This window comes from Salmonella sp. SSDFZ54, assembly GCF_004010735.1.
In the GTDB taxonomy this organism is placed as follows: Bacteria; Pseudomonadota; Gammaproteobacteria; order Enterobacterales; family Enterobacteriaceae; genus Salmonella; species Salmonella enterica.
The window spans coordinates 880,732-895,437 of record NZ_CP034819.1; the positions used below are offsets into that span (position 1 = coordinate 880,732).

General features: G+C 53.7%; 8 protein-coding genes and 2 tRNA genes. 4 read left to right on the forward strand and 6 right to left on the reverse strand.

Translation table 11 applies throughout. The features are described 5' to 3' along the window. Positions 1 to 16 precede the first annotated feature (16 nt). Positions 17 to 904 (forward strand): EamA family transporter RarD, encoded by an 888-nt coding sequence (gene rarD / locus EOS97_RS04205; RefSeq protein WP_077248417.1) that lies wholly within the window; start codon positions 17 to 19, stop codon positions 902 to 904. 51 nt (positions 905 to 955) lie between these two features. Here the strand turns inward: rarD and tcdA are convergent, their stop codons facing one another. Together tcdA and mltA are read right to left on the reverse strand one after the other, a co-directional pair. Continuing rightward, a complete protein-coding gene (gene tcdA, locus EOS97_RS04210; RefSeq protein ID WP_000117742.1) occupies positions 956 to 1,762 on the reverse strand; it encodes a tRNA cyclic N6-threonylcarbamoyladenosine(37) synthase TcdA in 807 nt (268 codons plus the stop codon). Positions 1,763 to 1,871: 109 nt separating this feature from the next. After that, complete coding sequence (gene mltA, locus EOS97_RS04215) at positions 1,872 to 2,969, reverse strand: murein transglycosylase A (RefSeq protein ID WP_000678626.1); 1,098 nt, start codon at positions 2,967 to 2,969, stop codon at positions 1,872 to 1,874. 207 nt (positions 2,970 to 3,176) lie between these two features. On the opposite strand from mltA, the gene EOS97_RS04220 reads away from it, so the two are divergent. Beyond that, positions 3,177 to 3,253, forward strand: a tRNA-Met gene (locus tag EOS97_RS04220). Positions 3,254 to 3,282: 29 nt separating this feature from the next. Further along, positions 3,283 to 3,359 (forward strand) — tRNA-Met (locus tag EOS97_RS04225). Between the two features lie 109 nt (positions 3,360 to 3,468). Here EOS97_RS04225 and amiC read toward each other — a convergent pair. Beyond that, positions 3,469 to 4,722, reverse strand: a complete 1,254-nt coding sequence (gene amiC, locus EOS97_RS04230) for an N-acetylmuramoyl-L-alanine amidase AmiC (RefSeq protein WP_000011919.1) — start codon at positions 4,720 to 4,722, stop codon at positions 3,469 to 3,471. A gap of 232 nt (positions 4,723 to 4,954) precedes the next feature. Between amiC and argA the strand changes: the two genes are divergently transcribed. Further along, positions 4,955 to 6,286, forward strand: a complete 1,332-nt coding sequence (argA, locus tag EOS97_RS04235) for an amino-acid N-acetyltransferase (RefSeq protein WP_000588964.1) — start codon at positions 4,955 to 4,957, stop codon at positions 6,284 to 6,286. 102 nt (positions 6,287 to 6,388) lie between these two features. Here argA and recD read toward each other — a convergent pair whose 3' ends face one another. Genes recD through ptrA form a run of 3 tightly spaced genes read right to left on the reverse strand, consistent with a single transcriptional unit; the run spans position 6,389 to position 14,647 of the window. Continuing rightward, entirely contained in the window at positions 6,389 to 8,224 is a 1,836-nt protein-coding gene (gene recD / locus EOS97_RS04240; protein ID WP_127836122.1) for an exodeoxyribonuclease V subunit alpha, read from the reverse strand. Then, complete coding sequence (gene recB / locus EOS97_RS04245) at positions 8,221 to 11,766, reverse strand: exodeoxyribonuclease V subunit beta (protein WP_001000528.1); 3,546 nt, start codon at positions 11,764 to 11,766, stop codon at positions 8,221 to 8,223. The genes recD and recB overlap by 4 nt, the downstream gene beginning before the upstream one ends. Continuing rightward, positions 11,759 to 14,647: a pitrilysin gene (ptrA, locus tag EOS97_RS04250; RefSeq protein WP_001138241.1), complete on the reverse strand. Its 2,889-nt coding sequence runs from the start codon at positions 14,645 to 14,647 to the stop codon at positions 11,759 to 11,761. The genes recB and ptrA overlap by 8 nt, the downstream gene beginning before the upstream one ends. Positions 14,648 to 14,706: the final 59 nt, after the last annotated feature.

Below are 14,706 nucleotides of genomic sequence, written 5' to 3' on the forward strand. Positions count from 1 at the left end.
TCTGCGTAGCGGTACCATGTTTGTGGTACTGGCATTTATATTATGGGGGTTAACACCTTTATATTATCAATATTTATCAGGGGGAAATCTCGCACAAATATTGATATACCGGGTGTTCTGGTCAATTCCATTATTACTGGCAGTAAGATTGTTATTTCGGCAGCGAACGCGATTTCATGATGCCTGGAAAGATAAAAAATCTTTTTTCTTCTGCATGATCGCCGGACTTTTGATGATTGTCTCATGGTCATCTTTTATTTATGCGCTAACCCATCATCTGGTGCTTGATGCCAGCCTCGGCTATTTTATCAACCCGCTATTTGTTATTGCGCTGGGATGCATTTTTCTTAAAGAAAAACTGTCGTTGTTTCAGGCCATCGCCGTTTTTTCTGGTGTCTGTGGCCTGACTTTTCAAATTATCATGCTACGGCATTTCCCGGCGCTGGCGCTAACCATGGGATTATCATTTGCGCTATATGGCCTGGCGCGAAAGTTTATACATTATGATGTGATGACATCGATAACGATTGAAACATTATGGGCATTGCCTGTCTCACTATTAATCTTTCTCTTTAGCGATAGCGGACCAATTATATCCGCTAATACTCCTTTCTTTTTGTATGTCATGACGGCGCCAGTGACGATCATTCCACTGGTATTATTTGCCATCGCGTTAAATCACACCTCGTTGATTGTCACCGGACTGGCGCAATATATAGAGCCGTCGTTACAGTTCTTACTTGCCATTATGATATTTGGCGAGCACATTAATTACGCGGAACTGCTCTGCTTTTGTGCAGTATGGTTCGGGTTGTTTCTATGCATATCTGAAAATTTATATTCCCATTATCTCCGCGCCCGTCTGAAACCGGTGTTCGGCAGGGTACAGCGCTTCTTTCGCTAACAAAGGGCGCAGGGCCGGATACGCGTCTGCGTGACACTCCGCCCCGTCCTTTTATTCTTGTCGCGCCGCTTTAGCCATGATCTTCTTCAGCGCATGGGAAACGGCGACAAAACCGAACGTTGCCGTCACCATCGTCGCCGCGCCGAAGCCAGAGGCGCAATCCATCCGTTTTGGCCCTTCTGCGGTAGCTTTCATCGCGCATACGGAACCGTCCGCCTGTGGGTAAACCAGCGCTTCAGTGGAAAAAACACAGTCCACGCCCAGCTTACCTTTACTGTTCTTCACTACGCCAAAATTATGTTTCAATCTCTCGCGCAGTTTTGCCGCCAGCGGATCCTGTATGGTTTTCGCCAAATCAGCGACCTGGATTTGCGTCGGATCGATCTGCCCGCCCGCGCCGCCAGTGGTCACTAAAGGAACCTTATATCGGCGACAGTACGCAATCAGAGCGGCTTTTGGACGAACGCTGTCAATGGCGTCAATGACATAGGTAAAACCCGCGTCCATATAACCCGCCACATTATCCGGCGTGATGAAATCATCGATAACCGTTACCCGGCACTCCGGGTTAATTTGCCGAATCCGTTCGGCCATCACTTCCGCTTTCGCCAACCCGACGTTATCACGCAACGCATGGATCTGACGGTTCGTATTGGTCACGCAGACATCGTCCATATCAATCAGCGTAATCGCGCCGATGCCCGTACGCGCCAGCGCCTCTGCCGCCCATGATCCCACCCCGCCGATTCCCACGACGCAGATATGCGCCTCAGCAAACCGCTGCAGCGCTTTTTCACCGTACAGACGCGCGGTGCCGCCAAAGCGTTGGCGCCAGGCATCACTTATCACCACTGACATATGACCTCAGAATAAAAAAAGGTGAGGTTATTCCTCACCCCTGCTCACTATTTTCAGGCCCGATAGCGATCGCGTTATCGGGCAATCCGGTTGTCGCAGAATACCACAATCAGCCGCTAAACACGTTACCGGCGCCCGGCGCGCTTTTTAACACCCAGACGCGACCATAGTGATTATACCATCCGGCACGATGCCCGGCATCCGGGCCAATCCCCTGGTAAATATCAAAGTGCTGGCCTTTAATCGCTCCGCCGACGTCCAGCGCGACCATCAAACGTAGCTCATACTGACCGCTAAATTTACCGTTGTTATCCAGCAACGGTACTTCCGCCAACAAGGTCGTGCCAGGCGGAATGATGCTGCGGTCGGAGGCGACGGATGCTCGCCCAATCAGCGGTACAGCGCTGGCGCCTTTGACCGGCGCAAAAGATTGCGGCTTAAAGAAGACGAACGACGGGTTCTGCTCCAGTAATTCACGCACTTCCGCTTCGCTGTGCTTCTCTCCCCATTCGCGTATAGCCTGCATCGACATATCTTCTTTTTTCACTTCACCGCGATCGATAAGCACTTTACCAATACTGCGATAAGGCCAGCCGTTTTTACCGGCATAACTAAAGAAGTTCAGCGGACTACCGTCACCGAAATCAATATAACCGCTGCCCTGGACATCCATAATAAAGTTATCCATCAGCGAATTACTCCAGGCCAGGATGTACTTATCGCTCAGCGCGCCTGCGTAGATCTGAGCGCGGGACGGTAAGCGTCCGCGTTTTGGCGGCATACTATAGATAGGATACTGGAACGCGCCCTGGCGCGTATGGCGAGCCTGAACGACGGGCGTATAGTAGCCCGTGAACTGGACGTTACCGTAGTTGTCGGTGCCTTCCATCTGCCAGGCATCAATACCAAACTGGCGCATAGTGCGCGTATCGCCTCCGGAACGTAACCAGTTCTGGACAGCGTTATAGACGTTGCTTTGATTGGTGTATAAACGCGGCGACGCGGAACGGATCTGGTTGACCTGCTCGGCAAAGTCACCAGCATTAATCGGCGCGCCCACCGCGTCCGGCTGGTTTACCAGGGAGAAGGGCTGGGTAAATTTCCCGTCCTTATATTGCTGACCGCGATCGGTCGGTTTTGATGAACAGGCAGCCAGCATTGCCAGCATTACGCCTGTCGCCACATATTTTGCCCAACGTCCTTTCATGGTGTCTCGTCTTCTGCGTAATCGAAAGTGCCCGGTGAAGATAACAAACCGTCCGGAGTAATGAAATGCGATCGCGATCTCATTATGTAAATTCGTTTAAAAATCGCGCTATCTGCGGTGTATTTGCGCAATTCATGAGAAATTAGCGATTTATATGAAAAAAGGGTTGCAACAAAAGCTCAGCGGAGTATAGTGCGCATCCACGGACGCGGGGTGGAGCAGCCTGGTAGCTCGTCGGGCTCATAACCCGAAGGTCGTCGGTTCAAATCCGGCCCCCGCAACCAATTACAATGAGAATGCAAGTTTAGACGGACGCGGGGTGGAGCAGCCTGGTAGCTCGTCGGGCTCATAACCCGAAGGTCGTCGGTTCAAATCCGGCCCCCGCAACCAACTTAATGAACACCCTTACGGGTGTTTTTTTGTATCTGTCGTCTGGTCCGCAACGACAGTGCGGGCAGCATCCTACTTACCCGCGCAATAAACTCGCCGTCATCTCAGGTTAACTTCTTCTCGCCAGCGTCGCCCCATCGGCAAAATACGCTTTAATGCCCGCCAGAATCGACTCTGCGACCTGTTGCTGGAACGTCGCGGTCTTGAGCTTGCGTTCTTCTTCAATGTTACTGATAAACGCCGTCTCGACCAGAATAGACGGAATATCGGGCGCCTTTAACACCGCAAACCCCGCCTGCTCGACCTTGTTTTTATGCAGGTCATTAATTTTACCAAGCTGCTTCAACACCGCTTTACCGAATTTCAAACTATCGGCAATGGTCAGCGATTGCACCATATCGAACATTGTATGGTCGACATAACGGTCACCGCTTTTGCTCACGCCGCCAATTAAGTCCGAGGCGTTCTGCGTTTGCGCCAGATATTTCGCCGCGGTACTGGTGGCGCCTTTGGTCGATAGTGCGAATACGGATGAACCGCTAGGCTGCCGGCTGGTGAAGGCATCCGCATGAATAGAGACAAACAGGTCGGCGCGCTGTTTCTGCGCTTTCGCCACCCGGACTTTTAACGGAATGAAGATGTCTTCATTGCGCGTCATATAGACCTTCATGTTGCCTTCTTTTTCGATCAACGCGCGCAGGCGGCGGGCTATCTGGAGCACCACGTCTTTTTCACGCGTTTTGTATTTGCCTATCGCGCCGGGGTCTTCGCCGCCGTGTCCCGGATCAAGCATAATGACAATGGGGCGGTCGCGCCCCGCTTTACCGGGCTGCGGCCCGCTTTGCGAAGGCGGCACTTGTTTATCCAGATCGCCTTTATTGTAGTCTTCCAGCAGCGCCAGCAGCGGATCCTGCATATCCTGCGCATTGGCAGGATAAAGATCCATCACCAGACGTTCTTTAAAGCCTGCCACAGGCGCCAGCGCAAATAGCTGCGGCTTCACGTTTTGTTTTAGCTCAAAGACCATACGCACAGTCTTAGGATCAAACTGCCCTACCCTTGCGGATTTGATATACGGATCGTCGCTGCGAATCTGCGCGCCAATGCCTTTAAGCACCGAGTTCAGATTCACATCCTCAATATCTACCACCACGCGGTCCGGGTTACTTAAGGCAAATTGTTTATATTTCAGCAGACGATTCGACTCTACCGTGACGCGGGTATAGCTGGACGCAGGCCAGATACGCACCGCAACGACCTGGCTTACGGCAGCCAGCCCGACCTGGCTCACGCTTAATAGCCACATGGCGCCCGCGCCTTGTAGTAAACGGCGACGGCTGATTGCTGAATTGGCTCCCGACATGCTTCTCCCGAGCAAAAACTAAATAGAGATCATACAAAGTTCATCCAAATTGACCGGAAACTTTAGCGAATGACGCATAATCTGTCATCTATAAAAGGGTAAACATTCTTTTTATATTCACGGCATTACTAAGAAAAGCGATCGGACCGCATAAAATTTACGCTTGCACAGAGGGCAAAAACAGAATAAAAATACACTAATTTCGAATAATAATTCACTAGTGGGGCGCGCAATGATAAAGGAACGTAAAACCGAACTGGTAGAAGGGTTTCGCCATTCAGTTCCCTATATCAACACCCATCGCGGAAAAACCTTTGTCATTATGCTCGGCGGCGAAGCCATTGAGCATGACAATTTTTCCAGCATCGTTAGCGATATCGGGCTACTGCATAGCCTCGGTATTCGCCTTGTCGTGGTGTATGGCGCGCGACCGCAAATCGACGCCAATCTGGCCGCGCATCATCATGAACCGATTTACCACAAAAACACGCGGGTGACGGACGCCAAAGCACTGGAGCTGGTGAAACAGGCCGCCGGTTTACTCCAGCTTGATATTACCGCCCGTCTGTCGATGAGTCTGAACAATACGCCGTTGCAGGGCGCGCACATTAATGTCGTCAGTGGCAATTTCACCATTGCGCAGCCGCTGGGCGTTGATGATGGCGTGGACTACTGTCACAGCGGCCGTATCCGGCGCATTGATGAAGATGCGATCAACCGCCAGCTGGATAACGGCGCGATCGTTCTGATGGGGCCGGTCGCCGTCTCAGTGACCGGCGAAAGTTTTAATCTGACCTCAGAAGAGATTGCCACTCAACTCGCCGTTAAACTGAAAGCGGAAAAAATGATCGGTTTCTGTTCTTCTCAGGGCGTTACCAATAGCGAGGGCGGCATCATTTCTGAACTCTTCCCGAATGAAGCGCAGGCGCGGGTGGAAGAGTTGGAAGCGCAGGGCGACTACAACTCCGGAACCGTACGTTTTTTGCGCGGCGCGGTAAAAGCCTGTCGTAGCGGCGTTCGTCGTTGCCATCTGATCAGCTATCAGGAAGATGGCTCGCTATTACAGGAACTGTTCTCGCGTGATGGTATCGGTACGCAGATCGTCATGGAGAGCGCCGAGCAGATCCGCCGCGCCACCATCAACGATATTGGCGGTATTCTGGAGCTTATCCGCCCACTGGAACAGCAGGGCATTCTGGTTCGCCGTTCCCGTGAACAACTGGAGATGGAGATCGATAAATTTACCATTATTCAGCGCGATAATATGACTATCGCCTGCGCGGCGCTGTATCCTTTTGTGGAAGAGAAAATAGGCGAAATGGCCTGCGTAGCGGTACATCCGGATTATCGCAGCTCATCGCGTGGAGAAGTGCTTCTGGAGCGGGTTGCCGCCCAGGCGCGGCAAATGGGGCTGCGTAAATTGTTTGTGCTGACGACGCGCAGTATTCACTGGTTCCAGGAGCGCGGTTTCACGCCTGTCGATATTGAGTTACTGCCTGAGAGCAAGAAAAAAATGTATAACTATCAGCGACGTTCAAAGGTGCTGATGGCGGATTTAGGGTAACGAGGGGGGCCTGATGGCGCTGCGCTTATCAGGCCTACGCTCGAAATCATCATTTGGAGGCCGGATAAGACGCTACGCGTCGCCATCCGGCGAGAACTCGTCTTATCCGGTACGACCGACTTCATCAAATAAGGTGGCTAATCCGCTGCGCCGCTCCGTACGCGTCACAATCGCGCCTGCCAGGATCCGTTCATCGGCATACAGCGATAACCGCTGCCGCGCCCGCGTAACAGCGGTATACACCAGCTCCCGCGTCACGACCGGCGAACGTTGGCTGGGTAAAATCAGCGCGGCGTGATCAAATTCAGACCCCTGTGATTTATGTACCGTCATCGCCCAGGTTGTATCATGTTCCGGCAGACGGCTGGGCTGAACGGACTTGATCGTGCCGTCCGGCATCACAAACCAGACGCGTAACCCCTGCCCGCGATCGAGCGCAATACCAATATCGCCGTTAAATAGCCCCAACGCGCTATCGTTGCGCGCAATCATTACCGGACGCCCTTCATACCAGCGAGAGTGCGGGTGCCGCTGAATTTTTCGTTGCTGCACCATCGCCTGCTCAATGCGGTCATTCAGTCCCCTCACGCCAAATGGGCCTTCACGCAGCGCGCAAAGCAGTTGATACTCATTGAAAGCCTGAAGGATTGCCTCCGGCGTCGCTTTCTCATGCAGCAACCGCAGGTAGCGACCATAGCCCGCCAGCGCTTCATCCAGCATCCCGGCATAATCGTCGCTGCTTTGCAATGTACGCTTCTCTATATCGCTAAACCCCTGCTGAAAAACCGCCTGGATTGCCGACCTGTCGCCGCAGTTAATCGCCGCCGCCAGCTTGCCGATGCCAGAATCGCTGCCGAAACGGTAGCTCTTTTGCAACAAACAGAGGCTATCGCGTAAAGACGCGGCTTGCGTTCCGGCCCCCGCCGGAATAGCGCTCCCTGTTAGTCGACTTAGCTGTCGGGCGCGTTCCGCCGTAAACCCTGCGTTGACATAGGCGCAAATATCGCCCAACACAGCGCCCGCCTCAACGGATGCCAACTGATCGCGATCGCCAAGAAAAATGACCCGCCCGTGCGGCGGCAGAGCGTCAATCAAACGTGACATCATCGGCAAATCAATCATTGATGCTTCATCGACCACCAGCACGTCCAGATGCAGCGGGTTGCCCGCATGATGGCGTAATCGCTGGCTGCCGGGCTGTGCGCCTAGCAGTCGGTGCAGCGTACTGGCGTCCTCCGGTATACGCTTTTTCTGCGCATCGGTAAGTGGAAGCTGACGCAACGCCGCGCCGAGCGACTCCGTCAGGCGTGCGGCCGCTTTCCCGGTCGGCGCTGCCAGCCGGATACGGCAACGTTCGCCATCCGCCATTTGAATTAATGCCGCCAGCAACTTCGCGACGGTGGTGGTTTTACCGGTACCGGGACCGCCTGAAATCACGGAGATACGGCGAGTTAGCGCTACGGCGGCGGCCACCTTTTGCCAGTTCACCTCGTCTGTCGGAGGGAATAGCGCGTCCAGAATACGGGATAACTGATCTTCATCTACGGCGATGGCCTGGTTAACTTCGTTAAAAAAGCGCGCAACCGTACGCTCGTTGCACCACATGCGATTCAGGTAGAGGCGATCTCCGCACAGAATTAACGGCGCGGGGCTATCGCCGCAGCTAACCGCCGCAGACGCCAGTAACCGCTTTTTCCAGTCGATTGGCGTAGCCGTTTCGCTTATCCAGGCGACCAGTAAGGGATGCGCCTCCTCCGTTAACGTTAAACGCGACAACGGCAGACACACGTGACCTTCACCTGCGTCATGACTAAGCAGCGCTGCCGCCAGCGTCACGGCGGGATCGTCGTTACCGGCGACGGTTAAAGCAAACTGGGCATCAATGGGCCGTAAGAGTTTTTGTTCAACGGCCTCCAGCAACCGCTCCTGGATTGTCATTGCGCCTCCTCACTCATTTCACCTGCAAACATATCATCCAGTTGGTTAATTAACGCCGCCGCAGGACGAGTGGTAAAAATACCCTGCTGCGGACGTTCGCTATCCACCCCGCGTAAAAAGAGATAGATGACGCCGCCGAAATGGCGTTCATAGTCGTAATCCGCCATTCGATGACGAAGGTAACGGTGCAATGCCAGCGTATAAAGCTGGTACTGCAAATCATAGCGATGCGCCTGCATCGCCGCAGCCATCGCCGTCTGGGTATAAGCGGCGCTATCCTCGCCCAGCCAGTTAGATTTATAGTCGAGCAGGTAATAGCGCCCTTCATAACGGAACACCAGGTCGATAAAGCCCTTTAACATGCCGCGAACCTGCATGAAATCCAGCGCAGGGCAACCTGCTGAAAGCGGGTCGTATCGACGAATCAACGCATCCAGCTCTCCGGCGGTAAGCGGCTGGGCAATCGGCAGATAAAACTCCATTTCGACCTGTTTTTCACGCTCGGTCAGCACGCTCAGACTAACGCCCGTCTCGTTAAGGGGAACGTGCAACACGGTGTCCAGCCAGCGGGTAAGTACGGGCTCCCATCGCGTTTCAAAACCACTCAGCTCCAGTTTTTCCTGTACCCATTGGGGGTTTATCGGTTGAGTAAAATCAAGCTCTTCAAACAGGCTGTGCAAAAATGTTCCCGGCGATGCCCCGCGAGGAAAGTGATGCGGCGTCATTGCCGGCGCTTCCGCCGCTTCGCCAACGCCTGCGGCGTCAATGTCGAGACGAGGAATAAGCTCTTGCGCCATGCTATGTCCCCGCTGCTGCAAACCGGAATAACTGGTGACGCGCCAGCTATCATAAAGCAGGCGTTGCAGCGTTCTGGCGCTGAGTTCCGCGTGCGATGCAGCGGCAATTTGCCAGCGGTCGTTATCCGTGTTGCCTGGCGTTCGACACACGATATCCTCGTCGCATAGCGCCTCAATACAGGCGCGAAGACCTGCGGCATCCATCGGTTCGCCTTTTTGCAGGAGTCGCCCAAGCGCGCTTTGGTGCACATCCGTCTCGCCTTTCTTATCGCTGCGACGCCGTACCAGCGGCGCGACGCCGAGGCTGCAATGCCACACTGCACGGGTCAGCGCGACATAAAGTAGGCGCAGGTCTTCCGCCAGGCGCTCGGCTTCCGCCAGTGCTATGCTCTCTTCGGCGTGACTAAGGTCCAGCACCGCCTCGTAGGAGTGCCTGTCGTGATAAAAAGCCTGGTCCTGCACGCGGAAATGGGTGATAAAAGGTAACCAGACCAGCGGGTATTCCAGACCTTTCGATTTATGAATGGTGACGATTTGCACCAGATGCTTATCGCTTTCCAGACGTAGTTGCTGGCTGGAAGCATTGCTATCGGGTTCAAGGATATGTTGCGCCAGCCAACGCACCAGCGCATGTTCGCTTTCCAGCTGCGAACCGGCTTCCTGTAACAGTTCGCTAATATGCAGAATATCCGTCAGCCGACGTTCGCCTCCCGCCGTCGCCAGCAGGTTTTCAGCAATATTGCGCGCCGACATTAGCGCGCGCAGCATAGGCATCACGCCGCGTTTATGCCAAATCTGTCGGTAGCCATCAAACTCTTCAACAACCGCATCCCACGCATTTTCATCATTGTTAAGCGTTTCGATATCCAGCGCGGTAAGGCCCATCATTGATGTCGCCAGAGCGCTACGCAGCGTATTCTCACGTTCGGGCGCCATCACCGCCTGCAACACCCACAGCATCTCCTGCGCTTCGAGCGTTTCGAATACGCTGTCGCGGTTAGAAAGATAGACGGAAGGGATCGCCAGTAAGGTCAGCGCATCCCGTATCAGCGCGGCCTCCCGCCTGCTGCGCACCAGCACGCTGATATCCGAGGCGCGAACGGGCCGCGACGAATCGCCGTTCGTCAGCAGCGCGTCGCCCGTTTGCCCGGCGCGCAGCCAGTCGCGAATTTGCGTGGCGCACACCTGCGCCATATAACTTTGATAATCGCCCGAACCGCAGCTTTCCCCCTCCATTAGCCACAGGGTCATCGCCGGTTGAGGCGCGTCATTCACTTTAAATTGCAGCGACTGGTTTCTGGGCGCAAACTTTACCGGACTGAAGGGAATATCGCGGAACATAAAGGCGTCGTTCATCTGACTGAACAGCTTGTTAACGCTATTCACCATCCCCGGCGCGGAGCGCCAGTTAGTGTCAAGCGTATAGTGCGCGCTCACTTCGCTGCGAGCCTTCATGTAGGTAAAGATATCCGCGCCACGAAACGCATAAATCGCCTGTTTAGGATCGCCAATCAGCAATAGCGCCGTATCGGGTTGATGTCGCCAGATACGGCGAAAAATACGGTACTGTTGTGGGTCGGTATCCTGAAATTCATCGATCATCGCCACCGGGAAACGGGTACGAATCGCCGCAGCCAGCGCCTCGCCGCTTTCACTACGCAGCGCGGTATCCAAACGGCTGAGCATATCGTCAAACCCCAGCTCGCCGCGCCGGCGTTTTTCCTGAGCCACCGTTTCACGGATCTCTGAGAGCGCTCGGGTAAGAACCAGATCTTTAATCGATAGCGGTTCGCCCAACAGGTTATCAATGGCGACAAACAATGGGTGCTGGGGCGTCACGCCGCCAGCTTTGGTGCGCTCAGCTAAAAAACGCTGTGAAAATTTTCCCAACGCCTCAGGTAATTGATAATTTTTAGTCTCTTCTTGCGCCCACGCGGTGATCTTTTCGATCCATTTCGCCTGATTGCCGCGGTTGAACTTTCTGCGATCGATGCCGGATGATTCGATCAGCGCGTCCAGCTCGCTAACCGCCTCACACCACTGCTGCTTCACCTGGTTGATGCGCGCCAGGATCTGTTCATGACGCGATGCCAGCGTCTCCTCCTGCGATGGCGGCGCTTTAATGACCGGCGCTTCGCCCTGCAGATAACGATCGATATCCTTTAAGAGCGCCTTCGGTCCCTTCCACACGTCAAACACCACCTGCGCGATGTCGCGCGGCAGCGGATAGCAATGACGCCGCCAGAAATCGGCGCAGGCCTGATAACGCAACAAAGATTCGTCTTCAATAAGCTGTTGCTCAAACAACATACCGGATTCGAAAGCGTTCAGGCTGAGCATACGCTGGCAAAAACCGTGGATGGTAAAGACCGCGGCCTCGTCCATTTGTCGTTCCGCCAGTAATAACCACTGCGCGGCCTGCTTTTTGTCGCTAATTTCTTCCAGCAAGCGGGCATACAGCGGATTATCCGTGCTTTCCCGCAGACAGGCGATGCGCAACTCATGGATATTACTGCGGATTCGCCCACGCAGCTCTTCAGTGGCGGCCTCCGTAAAGGTTACCACCAGCAGTTCTTCAACGGTCAACGGACGGGGAAATGCGGCACTGCCGCCTAAACCGAGCAATAACCGCAGATACAGCGCCGCGATAGTAAACGTTTTGCCTGTGCCCGCTGATGCTTCAATCAGACGCTCGCCTGTCAGGGGCAAGCGCAGAGGATCAAGAGTCTCGGCGACATCATTCATTCTTTTCGCTCATTAGAGGTAACGTTTGCTGCAATGCGCTGACGTTATCCCACACTTTCCAGCCTGTCGGATGCACGTATTCTGCTTTTCCATTCTGGCTACCGGCAATCTGTGACAATATTGCCATACCTTGTGGTTCCACCACCGCCTGGTGGAAGAAGTCGGCAAGCTTTTGTGGCGTCAGCAATTTTATCTGAGCGATGATTTTATCACGCGAGTCAAAGCGCATATTACCCCGATCGAAATCCTTGCTTAAACGGGATGCTTCTTCGCCCAACGTTTGCGGCGCCTGGCGCATTTGCGTAATGATCGCCTGCTGAATTTGGGCGAACTCTTCCGGCTTCATCGCCCTCAGCTTCGCCTCGGCGTCAGGGAAAAATGCCTGATAGCGTTGCCACAGGTAAGAGGGCTGTTTATCGTTGCTCTGTAGCAGGAATCCCATTCCCCACTGACGGCCAACGCTCATCGGAAAGGCGAAAACGGCGTATCCCAGTTGCTCTTCGGTTCGTAGCTGATTGTAAAACCACGGTTGAACAATCTGACCTAACATCGCGCTGTAGGCGGCGCTGACGTACTCGTCGTAGCCGACCGGGACAAAGACCGCTGCTAACGCGGAGTCGGTGCTACTGCCCGCTTTTTCAAATATTACGGACTGCTTTTTCTCAACCACCACGTCTTTGTTACGACACCACGCCGATCCGTTCGCCGCGAGCTGTTTTTGAACATCTTGCGCCAGAGAGGTCGCCTGGACTTCGCTCATATTCCCTATAACCAGAAATTCCGGACGAGCGCCCGTTTTTAACGCATTACGATAGGCCATCACCTCTTTCAACGTAATGGACGGCAGCAAAGCGCGACGTTCATCACGGGAAAAATAAGGCACCTGCGAAATCATCTGCACTGGCATAATCGCCTGTTCGTAGGCTTTTCCCTTCTCCGCAGAATCCATCATCTGCGTATACCAGGATTTCGCCTGCGCCAGCTGTTCCTCTGTGGCGTCGTAGCTAAAATATCCTTCCAGCAACGCCAGGAAAAGCTGCGGCAAACGCTGTGTATAACCGTTCGCAGTGACCATCAGACCATTGTTGGCGTTAGTAGAAAAGCTAATGCCGCCTACTGCCGCCTGGTTGCTGAGCTGATCGAGCGCCATTCCCGCCAGATAATCATTAAGGGCGAACAGTACCTGATTGCGGGCGCTGTCCATCGCCTGCGGATTACGCAATACCACGCTCACGTCAGCTTTTGGCTCGCTGGCGAAATAACGACTCGGCGCATAAACCACGCGCAAATCCGCTTTATCGACAATCAGTTCTGGCCGCACGTAGTTTTTGTCATTCTTCACAAGCGTGAAATCATCAGGAATATAGGGGTTTAACTCCGGCAGCGACAACGCAATGCCCTGTGCTTTTTGCTGCCAGTTTTTAAACGTCTGTTCGCTAATCTTATCGACCTGATAAGGCGCATCCACAAAATACGCAATCTTATTATGGGGTTCCTGGGGACTGATGTACCAGATGCGCGCATTCTGCGGCGTCATCATCGCCAGGCGATTTTTGATAGCGGCAGGATCGTAACGATCGGCGATATTCGCCGCATCCAGCGTATGCGCTACCGGGACGCGGATCATAGTGTCCGCCAGCCATTCGACATAGTCCATATCGCGGGTAATCGACGGATAGCGGAAGTCGAGATCCAGCACATGCGCCAGCTCGTCAAAGTAACGTTTATCTATCCCTTTTTCACGTAACGTATTGAGATAGCTAAAGATAGCTGCGACGACTTCATCACGATTGGCCAAACCTTTATCAGTCAGCGTTGCCGAAATGGCAAATACGCCGCTGTTACCATTAACAATCGGATCGGAATCCGCGCTAATACCTTCGACCAGTCCTTGTTTTTGCAGCCAGTCAGAGAGCGTCCCCGGGCTACGATTGCCAATCAGATAAGAGACCAGTTCATCGGTCTTGCTACGGAACTGCGCGCTATTGTTATCAATACGAAACTCCACGCGCAGCACTTTACGCGGTAGCGCCGGCACGTAATGAATAATGATGCCCTTCTGCGCCTCGGTGATGACAGGTACGGTAATTTCCGGTTTTTTAATCTGTTTATTCGGCACGCGACCATAGGTTGCGGCGGCAATACTCGCCAGTTCCGGCAAGGGTTTATTACTGTAAATCACCGCCTTCATCAGATTAGATGAATAGTATTTTTCATGAAAAGCGATCAACGCCTGTTGCACCGGATTGCCCGGCTTATCGCTTAACGTTTCCAGATTGCCGCCAGAAAAGTGCGAGCCTGGATGCGCCGGGTTAATGGTTTCGGCGCTTACCTGCGCCATACGCATACCGTCGCGGGTGCGCGCCATCGTCAGCTCGGCATTCACCGCGTTTCGTTCGCGTTCGGCATACTTTTTATCGAGCAATGGCGCGGCAATGGCGTCGGCCAGGCGATCTACGGCGCCTGGAAGCGCGTCGTTTTCAACCTCCAGGTAGAAGGCTGTTCGATAAGGCGCGGTGCTGGCGTTGTGGCTACCGCCATGTCTTTTAAGGTATTCGGCAAGGCTATCCGCCTGCGGATATTTTTTTGACCCCATCAGGCACATATGCTCAAGATAATGAGCAAGCCCCTGATGAGCCTCAGGATCTTCAAGCGATCCAACGGGCACCACTAACGCAGAAAGCGACTTTACAGCCTGCGGATCGGATACCAGCAACACCACCATGTCATTATCAAGACGTATCGCCTGATACTGCCGGGTATCTTTATCGCTTTTACGGATAGTTTCTTGCAGCGGTTGCCAACCGATATCCGCCTGAACTGCAGGCCCCCAGAGGGCGACCAATAACAATAACGCTTTGAACCAGGTGCTGCGGGGCATTCACGGACCTCATCATTAACTTTCATTCCCACTCATCTGTATGGTCACGTAAACCATCG